We start from the raw sequence: 19864 nt of genomic DNA on the forward strand, positions 1-19864 counted from the left end.
AACTCAATTAGTACCGACCCAGAGAATGGTTCATCAACTATCCGTTGACGAGTTTTTAACGAAAGCCCGCACGCTGCCCATCATTGATGTTCGATCGCCGGGCGAGTATGGCCATGCCCACATACCAGGGGCGGTGAGCATTCCCCTTTTCGACAACGACGAACGGGCGCTGGTCGGCACCAAATACAAAAATGCGGGTAAAGATGCGGCCGTTCTGCTGGGCCTGAACATTGTAGGCCCCAAACTGGCAGATTTTGTCAAACAATCGAAGAAACTCAACGCAAAAGAAAAGGAAGTACTGGTCCATTGCTGGCGGGGCGGTATGCGCAGCGGCTCTTTCGCGTGGTTACTGGATACAGCCGGCCTTACGGCCTCCACCTTAATTGGCGGTTACAAAGCGTACCGAAATGCCGTACTGGCCCGTTTTGCCGAACCGCTGAATCTCGTCATTATTGGGGGTAAAACAGGCAGTGGCAAAACCGACATCCTGAAAGAACTAGCCCGGCAGGGTGAGCAGATTATTGATCTCGAAGGATTGGCGCACCACAAAGGGTCGTCGTATGGTGCCATTGGTCAACTGGCTCAACCAGCTACGGAACAGTTCGAAAACAAGCTATTTCATACCCTACTAACAATAGACACGACTCGCCGGATATGGATTGAAGACGAAAGCCGGAGCATTGGTTCCTGTTTCATCCCAATGGCGCTATGGTTACAAATGCGAGTTGCACCGGTAGCCCTCGTCGATATACCGAAAGACAAACGTGTGCATCGGCTGGTTTCGGAGTACGCCGATATTGACCACGGCCTGCTTGTTGAAGCAACCGAACGAATTAGAAAACGACTGGGCGGTAAAGTAACCAAAGATGCCCTCGACGCACTGGATCGACACGACTACGCAACCGTCGCTGACCTAACCCTCGACTATTACGACAAAGCCTATTTACACGGCCTTTCGCAACGGGACGCAACCACCATTTCTCTGATTGGCACAACGGAAGATAATCCTTCACGAACGGCTCAGCAACTAGTCGAGTGGGCGAAATCGGTACAGCGCTAACTAACGCTTCTTTTTCTTTGTCTCGCTCATTCGGCGAATAACCTCCCGCTTGTTAAACCCCAGATGCCAGACGGCGAACCGTGTTTCCTGTTTTCCGAAACAAGCTTCACAAATGAGGCTTTTGGCCGGAACCGGTGAATTATAAACGAAGAGTGTGTCGTTAATCTTCTGAATGTTCGAAATGGCCGACGCGTTCTGTTTAGCGCTGTAGAGATACGCATCCAGAATTTCCCGTTCCTTCGCATTCAAGGCTTGATTTTGTATATCGACCTCCCCCAACAACCGGATGTCCAGCGCGTAGCGCTCGGCAATGGCTTTGGCTCTGGGCAGGTTTTTCAGCTGGCACAGTTTAGCGCGTTCGGCCGGATTCTTCGTTTTTTGAAGCTGTTCCGTCAATTCTTTTTCAAGCACGGCACTCACCTTTCCTCCCAGATTGTCTACCGTTTCTACCAGATCGGCGTTGGTAATACGCTTGAGCTTCGAATCGGCCATTTCCTGCTTCAGCTCGCTTGTGTAGCGTACCCGCTCAGGATTGCAAGCCGTTAGCAAGCTGATTAATAGACAATACAGGATCAGGAAGCGTGTCATAAACAGGAACTTAATAAGATTGGGTTTCGTAACTTACCAGAAAAACGATTCCACCAGCCGCTTGGTTGCAATTAGCAAAGACAAAGTATACCTGCCGGGATGCCGGACTACAGGATTTTCGTAAATTTGCTTTTTATATCAGTAATCTCTCTTGCTCCTCCAGAAGAGCGGCAAAAAAAATATAAACGTATGCTTGATCAGTTAGAAGCCATTCGTGAACGCTTCAACGAAGTAGCTCAACAAATTGTGCAGCCCGAAGCCGTTTCGGACCAGAAGCGATTTATGAAGTTGAGTAAAGAATACAAAGATTTAGAAAAAATTGTTGTGCAGTACCAGGCGTATCAGCAACTGCTCGAAGAAATTGAGAATGCCCGAAAGGTGATCGCCACTGAAAAAGATGAAGATTTTCGGGAGATGGCAAAGGGTGAATTAGATGAACTGTTGCCACGCCGTGAAGATCTGGAGGAAACACTTAAAGAGATGTTAATGCCGAAGGATCCCAACGACAGTAAAAACGTCATTCTGGAGATTCGTGGAGGCACTGGTGGCGATGAAGCGGCTATTTTTGCCGGCGATATTTTCCGGATGTACCAGCGATTCTGCGAGAAAATGGGCTGGAAAATGTCGCTTGTCGACTTTACAGAGGGAACATCCGGTGGATACAAAGAAATTGTTACCGAGATAGAAGGCGAAGATGTATACGGCAAGCTGAAGTTCGAATCGGGTGTTCACCGGGTACAACGGGTACCAGCCACGGAAACACAAGGCCGGATTCATACTTCGGCAGCCAGCGTGGCAGTACTACCCGAAGCCGAAGAAGTAGACGTTGAGATCAATATGAACGACATTCGTAAAGATACCTTTTGTTCGTCGGGGGCGGGTGGTCAGTCGGTAAACACCACATATTCGGCGGTGCGTCTAACGCACATCCCTACGGGTCTGGTGGTGCAATGCCAGGACGAACGCTCACAGTTAAAGAACTTCGATAAAGCCCTTACGGTACTTCGGTCACGGCTTTATGAGATTGAATTGCAGAAGCACAACGACGCTATTGCATCGCAGCGCAAAACAATGGTTGGTAGTGGCGACCGATCTGACAAAATCAGAACGTACAATTACCCACAGAGCCGCGTTACCGATCACCGCATCGGCCTGACGGTCTATAACCTTCCCGCCGTCATGGATGGTGGCATTGGCGAATTTATCGAACAGCTTCGCATCGCCGAAAACGCTGAACGGTTGAAAGAAGGGGCGACGGCTTAATTTGTATTACGCGTCAACATAAAAACGGCGGTTCTTATATTTAGAAGGATATAAGAACCGCCGTTTTTCTACTTTCATGGCTTGCATGCCCGTGGTCCGTGTCCTCACGAACCCTGGAAGATGAATAACCTTACAAATTCAACAACTTTTTCAGGCGTTCATAGAATCCGGTGTTACGGAAGGTAAATGATTTATGCAGTATGTAATTGCTGATAAAGCTTAACCCCATACCCGTTGTGTGCGCTACGAGCTTATTCAGGTTCACCGCTTTCACAGAAAACGGAATGATGACAGTGGCAATCTGAAACTCCTGCACAGAGAAATCGTAGAGAAAGGAAGCGCCATACACAGTGATCAAGCAGGAAATGATGGACACAAGCGTGAATTTGATCGCTTCTCGCTGCGTTTTTGCCGAATTTTTCGCGTTGAACGCAAAGAGTTTTGTCAGGAAAAAACCCGCAACAAACGCAATTACATAACCGGCCAATAATGCCTGTTGATAGCTTAACTGAAACCAGTCCTGAAACAAGCTACCCGCTAAAAGCTGCACCGTAGCCCCGATCGCAGCAACAATAAAGTACGCAAGGATATCCCTGCGATTAAAAAGCCCACCTTCCATGATTCACTAATAAGGGGGCAAAGCTAAAGGGCATTTCCCATTAATCGGTATGTAACTCTACAGGAATTTAGTACGTACATCAAAAAACAAAAGTCCAGCCTCTGCAAGGAGGCTGGACTTACTTGATATAAATGCTTCTTTATTACTTATCCCTGTACGTTCTCTGACGACAATTTTGCGCCGAGGTACTCGCGATTCAACCGGGCAATGTGATCGAGCGAAATTGATTTAGGACATTCAACCGAGCAGGCACCCGTAAACGAGCAGGCACCGAAGCCTTCGGCATCCATTTGAGCGACCATCCGTTCGGCCCGCTCTTTATGCTCCGAATGGCCCTGTGGCAGAATGGCCAGCTGGGATACTTTTGCCGAAACAAAAAGCATAGCCGACGCATTTTTGCAGGCAGCCACGCAGGCACCACAACCAATACAGGCAGCGGCATCCATAGCCTCATCGGCAATGGTACGGGGAATAAGAATTTCATTCGCGTCCGGTGCCGAACCCGTGTTCACCGAAACATAGCCACCAGCCTGAATGACCCGGTCAAAAGCCGCCCGATCGACCATTAGGTCTTTAACGACCGGAAAAGCCCGTGCACGCCAGGGTTCAACCACGATGGTGTCGCCGTCGCTGAACGAACGCATATGCAACTGGCAGGTTGTAGCACCCGTCTGGGGACCGTGCGCACGACCGTTTATGTACATGGAACACATGCCACAAATACCCTCGCGGCAATCGTGGTCGAAGGTTACAGGATCCTCGCCTTTACGGGTCAGCGAATCGTTCAGTACGTCGAACATTTCCAGGAACGACATATCTTCTGATACTTCGTCCAGGTGGTATTCCACTAACTTACCAGTTGTATTACTATTTTTCTGTCTCCAGACTTTTAGATTAATTTTCATTTTTGACGGGTTTACGGTTTACGGTACTGGGTATACGACGGATCGCCATAAACCAAATACCATAAACCCATCACTTTATTTATAGCTACGCTGTGTCAGTTTCACATTCTCAAACTCAAGAGGTTCCTTGTTGAGCAATTCAGGTTGTCCCTCACCCTGGTATTCCCAGGCCGCTACGTAGGTGTAGTTCTCATCATCGCGAAGTGCTTCCCCGTCGGGCGTTTGGAATTCTTCCCGGAAGTGACCACCGCAGGATTCATTGCGATTCAGGGCGTCGTCTACCATCAGTTCGCCAAGTTCAATGAAATCAGCAACACGTCCGGCTTGCTCCAGCGCCTGGTTCATCTCTTCTGAATCGCCCAGTACTTTCACATTCGTCCAGAACTCTTTTTTCAGTGCCTGAATTTTCTGCTTGGCAATTTTCAGCCCTTCTGCATTCCGCGACATACCGCAGTACTCCCACATGATATGACCCAGTTCTTTGTGCAAATCATCAACAGGCCGTTCGCCTTTGATGGACAGCAATTTGTTGACCTGGTCATGAATTTTCTTTTCGGCCTCTTTGAACGCCGGGGCATCAACGGGAATTTTATCGGCGGGGCCAATCGTCGCCAGGTAATCACCAACGGTGTACGGAATCACGAAATAACCATCGGCCAGCCCCTGCATCAGCGCTGAAGCACCCAGGCGGTTAGCTCCGTGATCGGAGAAGTTTGCTTCGCCAAGTGCGTACAGACCCGGAATAGATGTCATCAAGTTGTAATCTACCCATAAACCGCCCATTGTATAGTGGACAGCAGGGTAAATCATCATCGGTGTTTCGTATGGATTTTCACCGGTGATTTTTTCATACATCTCAAAGAGGTTACCATATTTGGCTTCGATCGTTTTCTGACCGTCGCGCTTGATCGCATCGGCAAAATCCAGATACACAGCCAGCCCTGTCTTACTCACACCACGACCTTCGTCGCACATGTTTTTCGCATTCCTGGACGCTACGTCACGAGGGACAAGGTTACCAAAAGCCGGGTAACGACGCTCCAGGAAGTAGTCGCGAGCGTCTTCAGCCAGATCAGTTGGTTTCAACTCACCTTTTTGAATCCGCTGGGCGTCTTCTTTCGATTTTGGTGCCCACACACGACCATCATTCCGTAACGATTCCGACATAAGCGTCAGTTTCGACTGATAATGGCCTGATACGGGGATACAAGTAGGGTGAATTTGGGTAAAGCAAGGGTTAGCAAAGTAGGCACCTTTCTTGTGGGCACGCCAGGCGGCCGTAACGTTGCTACCCATCGCGTTTGTCGATAAGTAGAACACGTTACCATAACCACCCGTACAAAGTAATACCGCATGGCCCGAATGCGACTCGATCTTACCCGTAATCAGGTTCCTGGTCACAATACCACGTGCTTTTCCACCTTCCATCACCAGATCGAGCATTTCGGTCCGTGGGTACAGCTTCACTTTACCGTTGGCTACCTGACGGCTCAACGCCGAGTAGGCACCTAACAACAGCTGCTGCCCCGTCTGACCCCGTGCATAGAACGTACGCGATACCTGGGCACCCCCAAATGAGCGGTTAGCCAGCGTACCACCGTACTCACGCGCAAAGGGAACACCCTGCGCTACGCATTGATCAATGATGTTAACACTTACTTCGGCAAGCCGGTGAACGTTGGCTTCGCGGGCCCGATAGTCGCCCCCTTTGATTGTATCATAAAACAACCGGAACACGCTGTCGCCATCATTCTGGTAGTTTTTAGCTGCGTTGATTCCGCCCTGGGCCGCAATGGAGTGCGCCCGGCGGGGACTGTCCTGAAAGCAAAATGCTTTTACGTTATAGCCCAATTCGGCCAGCGACGCGGCTGCCGATGCACCGGCAAGACCTGTACCGACCACAATTATATCGTATTTCCGCTTGTTTGCTGGATTGACCAGTTTCAGGGAAAATTTTTGCCGGGCCCATTTTTCGGCTAAAGGACCTGCAGGGAGTTTGGATTCCAGTGGCATATTTAAAGAGCGAAAGAGCGAAAGAACGAAAGAGTGAAGGAGCGAAAGACCAGGCCGCCAGAGCGATGAATTGTGTTCATTTCCGCGTTTTCACTCTTCCGCTCTTTCGCCTTTAAATAATATGGTGAACCTGTAAATACACGTAAATCGGCATAGCCGCAAAAGCCGCCGGAATAATAATCGCAAAGAAGTATTTGCCTAGCATTTCGATGAGTGGCGTGTATTTTTTGTGCCGCACACCAAGCGTTTGGAACCCGCTCTGGAAACCATGGGCCAAGTGATAGCCAACAGCCACCATGCAGATAACATACAGAACCACGTACCATAACTCGCCAAAAGCTACCTTCACAACGGCGTACAGATCTTTGTACTGTTTGCCGTCATACTCGGCCATTGGCACTGAGCCAAAGTGCATTTCGTACCAGAAGGTACGCATGTGAATGATGATGAACAGCAACAGAACGGTGCCCAAAATACCCATGTTACGCGAAGACCAGTCGCTGTTGGCTTCCGGCTTGCTGTAGGCATACTTTACGGGCCGCGACGACTGGTTGTGGCGTGTCAGAATGAACGCCATCAGTGCGTGCACCAGAATGGAGGTGTAAAGCAGGTACGAAACAGTCATGATGACCGGGTTGTGCGTCATGAAGTACGTATACTCATTGAAGGCCCTACCGCCGTCGCCCTTGAACAGCTGGAGATTACCAGCCATGTGTATAATCAGAAAAGAACTTAAAAATAGTCCCGTCAGCGACATTATGACCTTGCGGCCGAGGGAGCTGGACAGAGTTTGTGTTACCCAAGCCATACGGTGAACGACACGAAATTATAGTGTAAACGATTGAAAAAAAGCCGGTTCAAACGGCGCTTCAAAGCTAAAGCACAAACCCGATGGAAACAACTTTAAGGACTATTATAAGCCATTTTACAACTTATTTACAGCCTATATAAATTACGGAAAAGGCCTATTTTGAGAACAGACTGTTTCAGTTGATTGTTCGTTTCGTCCTGTTTTTAATTCAGCACCCTATGTGTAATCTGTACAAGTTGCTTGACCGACAAATGAAAAAGCATTAACTCATTCACTATCAACCCAATGACAGACAATCTAGCAGCTATTTTTTGAACAACCATAATTATCCATCTATTTTGCATCCTTCGACCGATTTATCTCTTTATATGAAAGCATACGTATTTCCGGGTCAGGGGTCTCAGTTTCGAGGTATGGGACATGATCTCTATCAGCAATCTGATACGGCCCGTCTGTTATTCGAGCAAGCCAATGAGGTGTTAGGCTATAACCTGACCAACATCATGTTTGATGGCACCGATGACGATCTGAAACAAACGATTTATACCCAACCCGCGGTTTTCCTGCATGGCGTCGTATTGGCGTTGACCAACGAATCATTCTCGTCCGATCGGTTCAACGTTTCGATGGTGGCGGGTCATTCGTTGGGTGAACTCTCAGCCCTCACTGCAGCCGGTGTTCTTTCGTTTGACGATGGTCTACGGCTGGCATCTGTTCGCGCAACAGCCATGCAGCGGGCCTGCGATCTAACGCCATCGACGATGGCCGCTGTACTGGGGCTGGCCGATGATGTAATTGAGCGGGTATGTGGGGAAATCACCGAGGAAATCGTCGTTCCCGCTAATTATAACTGCCCCGGCCAGGTGGTTATTTCGGGAAGTGTAGCCGGTATACAGCTAGCCGAAGAGCGCCTGAAAGCAGCGGGTGCGAAGCGGGTCGTTCCTCTGGCCGTGAGTGGTGCTTTTCACTCCCCATTTATGGAGCCTGCGCAGACTGAATTTGCCGAAGCCGTTCGAAATATGCCATTCAGCGCCCCCCATTGCCCCGTTTACCAGAATGTGAATGCCAGCGCGGTAACCGACCCACAACAAATTAAAGCCAACCTGATTGCTCAACTAACATCGCCCGTTCGCTGGACTCAGTCCGTTGAGCGCATGGTAGCCGATGGTGCTACTGAATTCTATGAGTGTGGCCCGGGCAAAGTGTTGCAGGGCTTGGTCAAAAAGATCAGTCCGGCCACGCCTATCGTGGGTATTCAGTAAATTGATAGTAGCTGATAATCAATATGAACGCAGATTTTGACGTAAAAATGATGTTTTTTTTTGCCTCAGTATTTGTTTTTGATTGCACACGTTGGTTATCTTTGCACTCGCAATTACAAAACAGTCCGATAGTATAAGGGTAGTACGACAGATTTTGGTTCTGTTTGTGGAGGTTCGAATCCTTCTCGGACTACAATAAAGCGCTTAACTAGCCTATAGTTAAGCGCTTTTTGTTGTTGGGTGTATACCCCGTTTGTTCGATGCATCGGCTTGACGAAACGGAGCCGTTACAAACGTTGCGCTCGCGTTAACAAACCACTGTAATCGAGGTCAATAAGCTTCATATTCATATCGGATATACGACTGAACGTTAGCCGATTCTTTCACATTGGTGTGAATAAGCGTGAGCAAACCGTTGCTGTACGTTAGTTCACTTCCCTCGTACACAATGTTGTTTTTGTTGAACATCTCTGCATTGGGCGTTCCAATCAATAGGCCAGCCGTTGGGTTGGGTTTGTCATCATGCCGATACTGAACGGTTTGAACCTGGCTGGACCCGGCGTTTATCGTATGCTCCGTTTTAATAGCATTACCATGATCATAGGTGTAACGTGTCGTTTCCGTTCGACTCCCCGAAGCAACAGTTGTCTTCACGGGCAACTTATCTGCTCCGTATTCCAGCGTTATCGTTTGGGTTAACTTGAACTGCCCATCCTTGTTGACATCTTCATGTACCGTGATCAGGGAGAGATTGCCGTTGTCATCGTACCCATAGGTAAGGCGGGCCGTTGTAAACGAAGAGGCTGGCCTCCGTTCAGCGCTGATTAGCCGCCCTTGCTGACCATAGCTGAACACAGTAGTCTGAGCCGGATCACCATCGGCAGCACCAGCCCGAATTGTGTAACTCGCCAGTTTCCCCGCCTGATCGTACACATACGTGTAGGTAGTTGTATTCGTTGAACTAGTCCTGATGGCTTTTTTCAGGCGGTACTGCGCGGCAGCCGGCGGCACGGCCGGATCAGGCGTCACGGCAGGCGTTTGGCCATCTTTACAGGAGTGAAAGGTAACTAGTACAAACAGGCATACTGCCCATCTGAGTAGAGCAGTCCCTTTACTCGTATGCAGGAGGGGGGAAAGGTGTTGCATTAGTTTGAGCTCTGGTGTACACCATGAAAGCAGCTTTACCGTATTATCTAATAATTAGGAAAACAAAAAATTGGCTCATCGATTGGCGGGCGGTCGTTTAATCCTGGCAGCAATTACAATCGATAAAAACGCTTCGCTGACGGTAAAACCAACTGCTGTGCTCCCCTATTAGCTATGTACTGAAGCTGCCCAATCTGGGGTTTGTTTTCGTGGGCCACCCTGGTTTAGGGTGGCCTGTTTTTGGTAAGGCCCCTACCAATTTTACTCTAAGAACTGGCCTTCTCACCGCCACCGACTCCGGCTACTGTCGCTATAAATAAGTCACTTAGTTATTCAAATCTGTATTCCGTTACCAAAAAACGGGCAAAACATGCACTTCATCGAATTAAGTTTATAAAGAGATGGCGAACAGACAAATTTGTATCACGAAACAGACTACTAACCAAGTTAGTCAACCAGATCCCCCATAAAACACGAGAAAAATGAAAAATCAAATTAATGACGAAGAACTGATCAGACAGTATTTGCCAACCAACCCCACTGCTTGTTTCGAGACCCTGTACAACCGTTATGTTAACAAGGTCTATAACCGGTGTTTGTCGATGACAAAAGACGCTGAAAAGGCAGAGGATTTTACCCATGATATTTTCATTCGCACATTTGCTCGCCTAGATCGTTTTCAGGAACGGTCAACGTTCTCGACCTGGTTGTACTCCATTTCGTTTAACTACTGCCTAGATCAAATCAAATTGTCAAATCGGTTAAATACAACTTCCCTGGACGATACCTTGACAGGTCAATACATCGACACGGACGAGTACGAACCGCAGGAAGAACAGATACGCCATCTGGCCAAGGCTATGGATATTCTGTCTCCACAAGATGCCGACTTGCTTCGTCTGAAGTACCAGCAGGGGATGAATATTCAGCAGATTGCCCTTCACCTCAACATTAAGGAGAGTGCGGTAAAGATGCGCCTGAAACGGTCGCGGGATAAGGTTCGGCAACTTTATGAAGCCGTTGCTTACTAGGATTATCCGTGAAGGAAGGTATTGTTTTTCTAAAACCAAATAGCGTCTGCCAGCAAGATTACCCAACCATCAATCCGTATTTCATGTTATCTGTAAACGGCTATCGTTAAAGCCCGACCAAACGCATGGACAACGAAACAGTTAAGCAGGACCTGTATCAGGCAGTCAAAGAATTTCTCGAATTGACACCAGCCGCTGACAACGAAACAATATCGACCTTATTTACGTCCATCAAAGTTTTTGCCGATGAACTACCGGTTTACCCAAAGGCACAGACCCAGGCCGAAGTAAACGCGTACAATCTGGCCCACGGCGAAAGCGACGCGGAACTGATTTATTTCGCCCCTACTGAGTGGGATGAATCAGGCTCGCTTGAGGAGCGGAGTTCGAATCTAAGCCGATTGCAGGAAAGAGCGCTGGAAATTGAACGTATTCTGAAGGCTGATTCGTAAGACAGGCCAAGTCTTGCTACCGCTTACTGTAAACTTCCCGTAAGCTGTCGGCATAGGCCTCCGAATGGGTTTTACTCAATAGTTCATACCCATGATCAATTAATTCCTGATAGGTCAGCTCCTCATTTTTCACGCCTTGCTTGGTGTTATCCGCCACAGCCAGACGGCAGAGTTCATGGTTGATCGAGTCATTTTTAGCGTTCGACCCTACCTTTACGTCGTACCACATGGTTTGGCTGTGGTATTTTTTGTCTAACGGCTTCGTACCGCAACCAAATGTTGCACAGACAAAAAGCAACAGAAGCGGGCGATTCATGAGATTTTTCATAACAGCAAGGTACAACATCGGTACGACTCAGTAAACACGTCGTTAGTATCCCGTCAAATTCTTCATCGAGGTCATAGTCAATAAAAACGACTTAAATAAACTGCGGTAGGGTTCTCTCGACGAAAATCCTGTACACAAAAAGCCCGCTGGTTCAAACCAGCGGGCTTTTTGTGTACAGGGAAAAATAGAAAGCCGCTTTCGTAAAAGCGGCTTCGGACTCATCTATAGGCAACAGGACCAAGATTGAGGCCCCGGGAGATAATACAGAGGACAGAACTAGAAAAGGTTCTTTATGTCGATCTGACGGTGCATGTATTCTTTGTCACTAAAAGGTAACATCACCATTACCCGGCCATGTTCGTGAACAGCGTCGATTTGATCAATGTCCACAAAAGAGGGAATGTCCAGAACCCGCAGAAACATAGGTACCGCCAAACGCTGGTTGACACTGTCTTTCACGGACTGGTTAGATGTGCTGACCAGCAAGGTATAGAGAACGAGTTTGTTGCCCTCGACCAGTACATTAAAGGAATTGGCTTTTACGCCGGGAGCAGACAGGGTAATCACCAGACGGTCATCCTCCCGCTCAACATTCATGGTCGTTTGTGTCGAACCACCGTAGAGCGTATTCAGCAAGTCAATCTGACCGCCTGTTCCCTGAAACACATTTTCTATCGCTTTCATAGTGGATGTTGTTTACTGTTCTAATACTGTTAAGTAGGCAAACCTCGTGCCTAACCGATTGGTCCTGTAATTTCCGGCCAGCTTGGCAGCAAATCAGCGCTTATTTTGATTCGTTAATGCCGTTTTGACACAGTTACCCTCTATTTTGCCATTTTTTGCGAACCGTTCATAGCCGACGAATAGTGTTGCCATTTGTGGTCTGTATGTGGTTGTCTTTCTACACATTACCACAATGCGTTTGAATGACGAAAAGCCGGTTTTCGTGCCGTACCTTTGCAAAATCATGCACATTAGAATTGGGACTCGAAGTAGCCGCCTGGCGGTTTGGCAAGCAGAACATATACAGTCATTGCTGCAGGCCGGAGGACTAACCTCCGAGTTGGTTCTTATCGAAACAAAAGGCGATCTGGTACTGGATCGGTCGCTGGCGAAGATTGGTAGTAAAGGTGTTTTCACCCAGGAGCTGGAAGACCAGCTTCGGATGGGCACCATCGATATTGCGGTTCACAGCGCGAAAGACTTACCCTCAAGCTTACCATCCGACTTACATATCATCGCGTTTACTGAACGCGAACCCGCCAACGATGTACTGGTTAGTCGCAACAAAACACTTTCGCTCACCAACGGAGAATCGTTTCGAATTGGCACGTCCTCTACCCGGCGGGTAGCCATGCTCAAGCACTTTTGCCCGCACATAACCACAGTCGATATGCGGGGTAACCTGCAAACGCGGATTCGTAAACTCGACGAAGGGCAGTGCGACGCTCTTCTGCTGGCCTATGCGGGAGTTCACCGGATGGGGTACGACGACCTGATTGTCGAACGATTACCGCTTGATGAATTTACGCCCGCCGTTGCCCAAGGAAGCATCGCCATTGAAGTGGCGACGTCGTTGAGCGATGCCGTCCGTGAAGCCATAACCCGGCTTGTTAACCACGATTCAACAGAAGCCTGCCTGCGCGCCGAACGAGCCTTTTTGGCCCGGCTTGAAGGGGGCTGTAGTATCCCGTCATTCGCCCTGGCGCAATGGATGGATGGAAAAACCATTAGCCTGACGGGTGGATTGGTGAGCCTGGACGGTAGTGAACTGATGCGGGAAACGTTTACGGGCGCGCCGGACGAATCGCCATTGATTGGACACGCACTGGCCGAAGCCATTCTTGCCCGTGGTGGCGACCTGTTGTTACAAACCATTCGTGCACAGCTATGACACCAGTAATTGCCCGATCCGACGAAGACATTCGTCGCTGTTTGCCTGCCATGCTGGCCTTGCGTCCGCACCTGACGCCTGAGCAAGCTTTCGAACAGATTCGCTATCAGCAGGCCCAGGAAGGTTTCGTACTGGCCTTCATTGCCGGAGATGAACCATCGGCACCAGCGCCCGCTGTAATGGGCTACCGAACGCTGAACTTTCTGTATAGCGGCAAAACGATCTACATTGACGATTTATCGACGCTGCCCGATGCGCGGGGAAAAGGGTACGCCAGCGCTCTGGTCGATTTTGTGGTGGAACAGGCCCGCCAGACCGGTTGCCAGTGCGTGTCGCTCGATTCGGGGCAGAACCCGGCTCGCTACGACGCCCATCGCTTGTATCTGAACAAAGGATTTAACATAACCAGTCACCATTTTAAACTGGACCTGCTGTAGTTTGCTTTAGCCGTTTCTACATTCCTGTTTCAACCTACACTTATGAACCTGTTCCGAATTAGCTGGAGTAACCTTGAAGACAAACCCCTGAGCAGCTTTCTGAGTGGGCTTCTCATGACGTTTGGGATCACCATTATCTCGCTGTTGCTCCTGCTCAACAAACAGCTGGATGACCAGTTTCGGAAGAATATCAAAGGCATAGACATGGTACTGGGCGCCAAGGGAAGTCCACTTCAGTTAATTCTGTCCAGTATTTACCAGATCGATTCGCCAACGGGAAACATCCCGCTCGAAGAAGCCGAGCGCCTGACGCGCAACCCGATGATCAAAACGGCTATCCCCCTCTCCATGGGCGACAATTACCAGTCGTTTCGGATTGTGGGAACCAACAAAAAATACATTGATCACTTCGGGGCTACCATTGCCCAGGGGAAACTGTTTCAGCAGGATCTGGAAACGGTCATTGGCCCACGGGTAGCGGCTGTAACGGGTTTAAAAATTGGCGATACGTTCGCAGGATCGCACGGGCTGGACAAGGATGGCGATGTGCATGCCGATACGAAGTACAAGGTGGTGGGCATTTTAAGTCCTACGAACACCGTAGCCGACCAGCTTATTTTAACCCCTTTATCGAGCGTTTGGGCTATTCACGAACACCATGAGGAGCACCGTGAAGCGGGTGAAGCGCATGAGGAAGAAGCGCACGAGGAAGCTCCGCGCGAAATAACCAGCATGCTCATCAAGTTTCGGAATCCGATGGGCATGATGCTGGCGCGGGGCATTAACAGTAACTCCAAGCTTCAGGCCGCCCTGCCCAATATCGAGATCAACCGGTTGTTCTCCCTGCTCGGCGTTGGCGTTGAAACGCTCCGGGGACTGGCGGCCGTCATCATGCTGATTTCGGGTATCAGCGTATTTGTGTCGCTCTATAACTCACTGAAAGAGCGACGCTACGAAATGGCCCTGATGCTATCCATGGGCGCTACCCGGGCCCAACTGTTCGGCATGCTGCTGCTCGAAGGTCTGGTGCTGGCGCTCATCGGTTTTGTGCTGGGCGTTGTGTTTAGCCGGGTTGGCTTATGGCTGTTTTCAAACAGTGTCTCGTCCGAATACCACTATAATCTGGCGGCTTTTACCATTCTGCCTGAAGAGTGGATTTTGCTGGGCGTTGCTATCCTCATTGGTTTGCTGGCTGCCGCCCTCCCCGCCATAGGCGTGTATCGAATGAACATCTCGCGAACGCTGGCGGAAGAGTAAAAAAGATGTATGGTGTATGATATATCCCTCCCTCACCCTACCACATTGTAGATCACGACGGGAGCCGATTTATTTTTGAGCGTTACTTCGCCAATGCGCTCACAGGTAAACGACTCCGCGATTTTCTGCTGAGCCGATTCTACAATAACGATCTGACCTGGTTGCGCGACCGACTGTAACCGTTGGGCCATATTAACGGCGTCTCCAATAACCGTATAGTCCAGCCGGCGAAGCGTAGCCGACCCGATGTTTCCTGACACCATTTCGCCGGTATTGATGCCGATTGAAATCTGGGGGTGGTAATTGGCGTGGTTTGGCAAATTATCTTCGAGCTTAGCGACCTGCGCCCGGGCAGCCAGAGCCGCTTCGACGGCCCGATCAAAATGGTAATCTCCCCGAAAAACGGCCATTACGGCATCACCCATGAACTTATCGACGTTGCCCTCCTGCGCAATAATTTCCTTGACGATGACATCGAAATACCGGTTCAGCAGCCGAACAACCGTATCCGCCGATTCGCGCTCGGCAATGGCAGTAAACCCGCAAATGTCAATAAAGAGAACGGTTGCCATGACCGTTTCACTGGCCGATAAGGACTTTTCGAACTCCGACTGATTCATGAACGTCAGCACCGATTCGTCCACGTACATCCGCAGAATGTTGTTCTCTTTTACGGCCTGGAGCGTCTGGCGGAGTTGCAGAACATACTCCATCGTTTTCTTCATAGTCAACTCCAGATCTTCAAAATTGACGGGCTTCGTCACGAAATCAAAAGCACCCCGGTTCATCGCCGTGCGAATGTTATCCATGTCGCCATACGCTGATACAATAACGGCTTTCAGCATGGGATTGCTTTCGTGCAGCTTAACCAGTAACGTCAGCCCATCCATGCCGGGCATATTGATGTCGGTCAGTACCATATCGACGTCGGGCTGCTGGGACAGCATATTCAGGGCATCGACCCCATCATGCGCAAAAACGAATTCGTATTGCTTTTCCCGTATCTGCCGTCGAAATTTCTGCTTGATGAGTAACTCAAGGTCCGTCTCGTCGTCAACCACCAATATTTTGGCCTTCATGCTAAATCGTGAAGTTTTTGTTTGAGAAGTGTAAAATCGAGGGGCTTCGTCAGGAAATCGTTGGCTCCCAGCGTAACCGCCTGCGCCTGCGATTCGGGGTCTCCGTAGGCGGTAATCATCATCACAACCGGAGCCGGGGGCGCTTTGAAGTCCTGACGAATATGACGCAGAAGTTCGAACCCGCTCATACCCGGCATGTTAATGTCGGACAGAATCAAGATAACCTCTGAGTTATGACTGGCTAAGTAAGTAAGGGCTTCTTCGCCCGAATTGGCGAAAGCCAACTGAAATTCAGCGTTACGGATTTCCCGACGGAACCGCTGGAGAAACAAGTCTTTTACGTCTGTTTCGTCGTCAACCACCAAAACTTTCATCATAAACAGGAAGGATCTACATCAAAGATAAAACATTTACCCTATAGCGGCACAGAATGGGTGTGCTTCTGGCCTAGCGGGCGGCACCCGGCGGAGTCAGATACCGGGCCAGAAACTTGTAAACCTCCTCACGCGAATCGCGGGCCAGTTTGGTATCGAGCCGGTTAAAGCTATGCCCACCCGGCGCATCCTGATAAATCTTGTACTCAAACTTTTTGTCGTGCGCTTTCAGGGCATTAATCAGCGATTCAACTTCCAGTACGTTCACATCTTCATCATTCGTGTTGGTATGAATCAGCAACGGCGTTTTCAGCTTCTGTGCATTCCAGACCGGCGACCGACGGCGGTACTCAGCTACGTTATCGGATGGATCTTTGCCAATGTGGGTCGCTTCCGAAAATATAGCCCGGTAACTCTGGGGCTTGTACCCCAGGCGGGCAATGATGTCGGTAACGGGCACACCGGCATAAGCCACCTTATAGTCTTCGGGATGATCAAAAACATTCATCAGCGAAATCATACCGCCGTGACTCCAGCCAATGATACCCACCCGATCCGGATCAACCTGCGGCATGTTTTCAACAGCCCAGCGTTTGCCAGCCAATACGTCGTCATTCTCGTAGTCGCCGTAGTCGATCTGCCGGTAAAACTCCCCTCCGTAACCCGCTGTGCCACGGTATTCGGGTGCCATGATCAGATAACCCTGGTCCAATAACTCACGGACTACATGGGCATAGAGCGTGCTGAAATCGCCGTGAATGCCGTCATGAACAAATATGAGGAGAGGCAACTTTTTGGCCGATGCAAACTTCTTCGGCAGAAAAGTATAGGCCGGAATAACGACGGGATTGGTGGCCCCCTGCCCCGTTGGATTTTTGACGACGTGGGGCGGTTTGCTCCCATAGCGGACTTTGTCAATCGTAGCCACATCGCCCAGTTTCTGATACCAGAGCAGATCATCTACCGTTTTGGCCAGTGCCTGGTTAGCAAACCGAAGGTTTTCTTCGAGCAGACGAACCCGTTCGTTGAGATCGGGGGGGGAACCGGCCACCGTTGCCTGGCCCGGCGATGTGTTCTGGCCAGAGGCTGCCCAGCGGACTAGAATGAGCAGAATGATGTACAGATTACGCATTGTTTGATGAGTGGTTGTATTCGTTAAGGCGAGAAGGGCAGGCGAATAACAAAGGTTGTACCCTCTCCCGGCCTGCTTTCAACGCTTAAGGTACCACCGTGGCCCTTAGTAACAATGTCGTAAGCCAGGGATAAACCCAGACCAGTACCCTGCCCCGACGGTTTTGTGGTAAAAAAGGGCTGGAAAATCTTCTGCTGAAGCTCTTCCGGGATACCCTGACCATTATCCATCACCTTAATAATTACCTCCGCACGGCTGCGCTCAGTACGCAGGGTAACGCGAGGTTGGTAGCCTGCCCCGGCCTCTTTCTGGCGCTGCTGAACCGCGTAAAAGGCATTGGTAAACAAGTTCAGCAGTACCCGGCCAATATCCTGCGGATTAACACTGACCAGCCCCACATCCGGGTCTAACTCTTTTTCCAGTTCAGCGTTGAATGACTTGTCTTTAGCGCGCAAGCCGTGGTAGGCCAGCCCCAGGTATTCGTTGCTCAGGGCGTTCAGATTGGTCGGTTGTTTCTGACCGTTGCTGGTGCGGGAATGTTCCAGCATACCCCGAACGATGCTCGACGCCCGATTGCCATGATGAATAATTTTGTGCAGATTCTGGGATAGATCAGCCATTAGCTCGGCCTCCAGCGCGTCATCTCTATCAGGGCCTTTTTCCCGTTCTTCGTTCAGTTCCTGCACCAGTTCAACCGAGACATCGGAGAAGTTGTTGACAAAGTTGAGCGGGTTCTGAATTTCGTGCGCGATCCCGGCGGTCAGTTCGCCCAGGCTGGCCATTTTTTCGCTTTGAACCAACTGGTTCTGCGTTAGTTTCAATTCCGACAACGCCTGATTTGTCTGGTCACGCTGGGCCTGTAGCTCGGCTTTTTGTTGTTGGAGTATCGTGTTGGCCTTCTGCTTCTGACGGTTATTCCGATACAGCAAAAAGAGCAATCCTATTATCAGGACCATGACAATCAGCGCGCCCACCAATAATTGGCGCTGCCGCTGAGTGGCTTCCGTTTGCAACGCCTTGTCTTTTTTAAGCAAAGCGATTTGCGTCTGCTTTTCGGCCAGGCCGTAGTTGTATTGGAGAAGCGCCAGTTGCCGCTGCGTATTTCGGCCCGTCAGGGTATCCATATAGGTTAGGTACTGCTGCTGATAGGCATACGCATTGGCAAAATTCCGTTGCGCCACGTAGGCTTCGGCCAGAATTCTGTTTGCATCCCGGGCCACCTCCCGATAACCAATTTTACGACTGAGCATCCGGGCGCGCATTCCATAGGTCAGTGCGTCATCAATTCGATTTTGCTTCAGATAAGCACGGGCCAGCACCGTCTGCGTCCAGGCTACCACTTCAGTATCATGCGTATTGACCAACACCGTCAGGGCTTTGTATGCCATGTTAAGAGCCTCATCGTAATCGCCTTGAGCAACGTACACCGCGGCCAGGTTACTTTCTGCCCGAGCCGCCAGCCGGGGGTTGTTCAGCTCCTGCGCCAGCCGAATCGACTTGGTGTAGTACCGGCTGGCACGCTCGAAATCTCCTTCCAGACGGTGAAGTTCGCCAAGCCCGTTCAGCACCCGGCAAATGCCCTCCTGGTTGTTGATGCGCTCATACAATTGAATGGTTGCCGATTGGGCCGCCAGCCCCTGCTGAAAATCACCCAGCATCGTGTACAAACCACCCAGCCGCGCTTTTGTACGGGCCTGCAACTCCAGATTACCCGTTTTGTCGGCCAGTTGCTGCGCCTGCAGACTATAGGTAAGAGCCGGAACATAGTCGCCACGTTGGGTATAGTACCAGCCAATCTGACTGGTCACTTTGGCTAAACCAATCCGGTCGTTCAACTGCGAGAATAACTTCCGAGCTTGTTCCAGATAAGACAGGACCTGTGCGTGAGCTGCATAGGTATCGTATCCGTACCCAACTGCCATACCATACAGGGCCATTGCTTCACCCCGCGGATAGTGTAGTTTTCTTGATAACGTCAGGGCTTCCTGCGCTAGTTGTCTGGTTCGTTCCGGCTGATCGCCCTGCACCGCAAAGGCCAGCTCATTGAGTTGGTTTACCCGCAGTGTGTCTGGCTGTGGATGCCGGGCCAGCCGGGTCTGCAGCGCCGTTCGCGCCGAATCCTGCGCCCGAAGGCCCGGCTGGCCCGGAAGTAATAACAGAATAAATACGAAGCGAACGAGCATAACGGTGCGTGTGGCAGTGGTTTTTCGAAC

20 protein-coding genes and 1 tRNA gene are annotated in these 19864 nt (G+C 50.0%); 9 read left to right on the plus strand and 12 right to left on the minus strand.

Annotation, left to right across the window (positions count from 1 at the left end):
- The first annotated feature begins 25 nt into the window (after window positions 1–25).
- Window positions 26–1060, plus strand: a complete 1035-nt coding sequence (gene mnmH, locus ACYU87_RS16070) for a tRNA 2-selenouridine(34) synthase MnmH (protein WP_461135097.1) — start codon at window positions 26–28, stop codon at window positions 1058–1060.
- On the opposite strand, the gene ACYU87_RS16075 is transcribed toward mnmH, so the two are convergent.
- A complete protein-coding gene (locus tag ACYU87_RS16075) occupies window positions 1061–1648 on the minus strand; it encodes a hypothetical protein (protein WP_461135098.1) in 588 nt (195 codons plus the stop codon).
- Between the two features lie 189 nt (window positions 1649–1837).
- On the opposite strand from ACYU87_RS16075, the gene prfA reads away from it, so the two are divergent.
- A complete protein-coding gene (gene prfA / locus ACYU87_RS16080; protein WP_461135099.1) occupies window positions 1838–2911 on the plus strand; it encodes a peptide chain release factor 1 in 1074 nt (357 codons plus the stop codon).
- A 130-nt stretch (window positions 2912–3041) separates the two neighbouring features.
- Here the strand turns inward: prfA and ACYU87_RS16085 are convergent, their stop codons facing one another.
- The 4 genes from ACYU87_RS16085 to ACYU87_RS16100 all read right to left on the minus strand — a co-directional run bounded on the left by ACYU87_RS16085 (window position 3042) and on the right by ACYU87_RS16100 (window position 7256).
- Entirely contained in the window at window positions 3042–3530 is a 489-nt protein-coding gene (locus tag ACYU87_RS16085; RefSeq protein ID WP_461135100.1) for a GtrA family protein, read from the minus strand.
- Window positions 3531–3676: 146 nt separating this feature from the next.
- The gene (locus tag ACYU87_RS16090) at window positions 3677–4435 is read right to left on the minus strand and encodes a succinate dehydrogenase/fumarate reductase iron-sulfur subunit (RefSeq protein WP_461135101.1); all 759 of its coding nucleotides are present in this window, start codon (window positions 4433–4435) and stop codon (window positions 3677–3679) included.
- 75 nt (window positions 4436–4510) lie between these two features.
- Entirely contained in the window at window positions 4511–6448 is a 1938-nt protein-coding gene (locus ACYU87_RS16095) for a fumarate reductase/succinate dehydrogenase flavoprotein subunit (RefSeq protein ID WP_461135102.1), read from the minus strand.
- A 112-nt stretch (window positions 6449–6560) separates the two neighbouring features.
- Window positions 6561–7256 (minus strand): succinate dehydrogenase cytochrome b subunit, encoded by a 696-nt coding sequence (locus ACYU87_RS16100; protein WP_461135103.1) that lies wholly within the window; start codon window positions 7254–7256, stop codon window positions 6561–6563.
- Window positions 7257–7627: 371 nt separating this feature from the next.
- Between ACYU87_RS16100 and fabD the strand changes: the two genes are divergently transcribed.
- Window positions 7628–8521, plus strand: coding sequence for an ACP S-malonyltransferase (gene fabD / locus ACYU87_RS16105; RefSeq protein ID WP_461135104.1), 894 nt, complete (start codon window positions 7628–7630; stop codon window positions 8519–8521).
- A 122-nt stretch (window positions 8522–8643) separates the two neighbouring features.
- Window positions 8644–8714 (plus strand) — tRNA-Gln (locus tag ACYU87_RS16110).
- Window positions 8715–8851: 137 nt separating this feature from the next.
- On the opposite strand, the gene ACYU87_RS16115 is transcribed toward ACYU87_RS16110, so the two are convergent.
- Window positions 8852–9667 carry a hypothetical protein gene (locus ACYU87_RS16115; protein WP_461135105.1) on the minus strand — a complete coding sequence of 272 codons (816 nt, stop codon included), beginning with the start codon at window positions 9665–9667 and terminating at the stop codon, window positions 8852–8854.
- Window positions 9668–10149: 482 nt separating this feature from the next.
- Here ACYU87_RS16115 and ACYU87_RS16120 point away from each other — a divergent pair, with 482 nt between their 5' ends.
- Together ACYU87_RS16120 and ACYU87_RS16125 are read left to right on the plus strand one after the other, a co-directional pair.
- Entirely contained in the window at window positions 10150–10698 is a 549-nt protein-coding gene (locus ACYU87_RS16120; protein WP_461135106.1) for an RNA polymerase sigma factor, read from the plus strand.
- A 125-nt stretch (window positions 10699–10823) separates the two neighbouring features.
- On the plus strand, window positions 10824–11150 hold the full coding sequence (locus tag ACYU87_RS16125; protein ID WP_461135107.1) for a hypothetical protein: 327 nt from the start codon (window positions 10824–10826) through the stop codon (window positions 11148–11150).
- 16 nt (window positions 11151–11166) lie between these two features.
- On the opposite strand, the gene ACYU87_RS16130 is transcribed toward ACYU87_RS16125, so the two are convergent.
- Window positions 11167–11478 carry a hypothetical protein gene (locus ACYU87_RS16130; protein WP_461135108.1) on the minus strand — a complete coding sequence of 104 codons (312 nt, stop codon included), beginning with the start codon at window positions 11476–11478 and terminating at the stop codon, window positions 11167–11169.
- 276 nt (window positions 11479–11754) lie between these two features.
- Window positions 11755–12162 carry an Hsp20/alpha crystallin family protein gene (locus tag ACYU87_RS16135; protein WP_461135109.1) on the minus strand — a complete coding sequence of 136 codons (408 nt, stop codon included), beginning with the start codon at window positions 12160–12162 and terminating at the stop codon, window positions 11755–11757.
- Window positions 12163–12445: 283 nt separating this feature from the next.
- Between ACYU87_RS16135 and hemC the strand changes: the two genes are divergently transcribed.
- Genes hemC through ACYU87_RS16150 form a run of 3 tightly spaced genes read left to right on the plus strand, consistent with a single transcriptional unit; the run spans window position 12446 to window position 15066 of the window.
- The gene (gene hemC / locus ACYU87_RS16140; protein ID WP_461135110.1) at window positions 12446–13372 is read left to right on the plus strand and encodes a hydroxymethylbilane synthase; all 927 of its coding nucleotides are present in this window, start codon (window positions 12446–12448) and stop codon (window positions 13370–13372) included.
- Window positions 13369–13809: a GNAT family N-acetyltransferase gene (locus ACYU87_RS16145; protein ID WP_461135111.1), complete on the plus strand. Its 441-nt coding sequence runs from the start codon at window positions 13369–13371 to the stop codon at window positions 13807–13809. Before hemC ends, ACYU87_RS16145 begins: the two co-directional genes overlap by 4 nt.
- Before the next feature lie 42 nt (window positions 13810–13851).
- On the plus strand, window positions 13852–15066 hold the full coding sequence (locus tag ACYU87_RS16150; RefSeq protein ID WP_461135112.1) for an ABC transporter permease: 1215 nt from the start codon (window positions 13852–13854) through the stop codon (window positions 15064–15066).
- Between the two features lie 32 nt (window positions 15067–15098).
- On the opposite strand, the gene ACYU87_RS16155 is transcribed toward ACYU87_RS16150, so the two are convergent.
- The 4 genes from ACYU87_RS16155 to ACYU87_RS16170 form a co-directional block, all read right to left on the minus strand.
- Window positions 15099–16145: an adenylate/guanylate cyclase domain-containing protein gene (locus tag ACYU87_RS16155; protein WP_461135113.1), complete on the minus strand. Its 1047-nt coding sequence runs from the start codon at window positions 16143–16145 to the stop codon at window positions 15099–15101.
- On the minus strand, window positions 16142–16522 hold the full coding sequence (locus ACYU87_RS16160; protein ID WP_461135114.1) for a response regulator: 381 nt from the start codon (window positions 16520–16522) through the stop codon (window positions 16142–16144). Before ACYU87_RS16160 ends, ACYU87_RS16155 begins: the two co-directional genes overlap by 4 nt.
- 70 nt (window positions 16523–16592) lie before the next feature.
- Window positions 16593–17651, minus strand: coding sequence for an alpha/beta hydrolase family protein (locus tag ACYU87_RS16165; RefSeq protein ID WP_461135115.1), 1059 nt, complete (start codon window positions 17649–17651; stop codon window positions 16593–16595).
- Between the two features lie 23 nt (window positions 17652–17674).
- Complete coding sequence (locus ACYU87_RS16170; protein WP_461135116.1) at window positions 17675–19834, minus strand: tetratricopeptide repeat protein; 2160 nt, start codon at window positions 19832–19834, stop codon at window positions 17675–17677.
- Between the last annotated feature and the right edge of the window lie 30 nt (window positions 19835–19864).

It is taken from the genome of Spirosoma lituiforme (assembly GCF_054776635.1).

Bases quoted from the DNA above. Each gene is read 5' to 3' on its own strand.
- mnmH (WP_461135097.1), top strand. From the start codon at position 26: ATGGTTCATCAACTATCCGTTGACGAGTTTTTAACGAAAGCCCGCACG.
- ACYU87_RS16075 (WP_461135098.1), bottom strand. From the start codon at position 1,648: ATGACACGCTTCCTGATCCTGTATTGTCTATTAATCAGCTTGCTAACG.
- prfA (WP_461135099.1), top strand. From the start codon at position 1,838: ATGCTTGATCAGTTAGAAGCCATTCGTGAACGCTTCAACGAAGTAGCT.
- ACYU87_RS16085 (WP_461135100.1), bottom strand. From the start codon at position 3,530: ATGGAAGGTGGGCTTTTTAATCGCAGGGATATCCTTGCGTACTTTATT.
- ACYU87_RS16090 (WP_461135101.1), bottom strand. From the start codon at position 4,435: ATGAAAATTAATCTAAAAGTCTGGAGACAGAAAAATAGTAATACAACT.
- ACYU87_RS16095 (WP_461135102.1), bottom strand. From the start codon at position 6,448: ATGCCACTGGAATCCAAACTCCCTGCAGGTCCTTTAGCCGAAAAATGG.
- ACYU87_RS16100 (WP_461135103.1), bottom strand. From the start codon at position 7,256: ATGGCTTGGGTAACACAAACTCTGTCCAGCTCCCTCGGCCGCAAGGTC.
- fabD (WP_461135104.1), top strand. From the start codon at position 7,628: ATGAAAGCATACGTATTTCCGGGTCAGGGGTCTCAGTTTCGAGGTATG.
- ACYU87_RS16115 (WP_461135105.1), bottom strand. From the start codon at position 9,667: ATGCAACACCTTTCCCCCCTCCTGCATACGAGTAAAGGGACTGCTCTA.
- ACYU87_RS16120 (WP_461135106.1), top strand. From the start codon at position 10,150: ATGAAAAATCAAATTAATGACGAAGAACTGATCAGACAGTATTTGCCA.
- ACYU87_RS16125 (WP_461135107.1), top strand. From the start codon at position 10,824: ATGGACAACGAAACAGTTAAGCAGGACCTGTATCAGGCAGTCAAAGAA.
- ACYU87_RS16130 (WP_461135108.1), bottom strand. From the start codon at position 11,478: ATGAAAAATCTCATGAATCGCCCGCTTCTGTTGCTTTTTGTCTGTGCA.
- ACYU87_RS16135 (WP_461135109.1), bottom strand. From the start codon at position 12,162: ATGAAAGCGATAGAAAATGTGTTTCAGGGAACAGGCGGTCAGATTGAC.
- hemC (WP_461135110.1), top strand. From the start codon at position 12,446: ATGCACATTAGAATTGGGACTCGAAGTAGCCGCCTGGCGGTTTGGCAA.
- ACYU87_RS16145 (WP_461135111.1), top strand. From the start codon at position 13,369: ATGACACCAGTAATTGCCCGATCCGACGAAGACATTCGTCGCTGTTTG.
- ACYU87_RS16150 (WP_461135112.1), top strand. From the start codon at position 13,852: ATGAACCTGTTCCGAATTAGCTGGAGTAACCTTGAAGACAAACCCCTG.
- ACYU87_RS16155 (WP_461135113.1), bottom strand. From the start codon at position 16,145: ATGAAGGCCAAAATATTGGTGGTTGACGACGAGACGGACCTTGAGTTA.
- ACYU87_RS16160 (WP_461135114.1), bottom strand. From the start codon at position 16,522: ATGATGAAAGTTTTGGTGGTTGACGACGAAACAGACGTAAAAGACTTG.
- ACYU87_RS16165 (WP_461135115.1), bottom strand. From the start codon at position 17,651: ATGCGTAATCTGTACATCATTCTGCTCATTCTAGTCCGCTGGGCAGCC.
- ACYU87_RS16170 (WP_461135116.1), bottom strand. From the start codon at position 19,834: ATGCTCGTTCGCTTCGTATTTATTCTGTTATTACTTCCGGGCCAGCCG.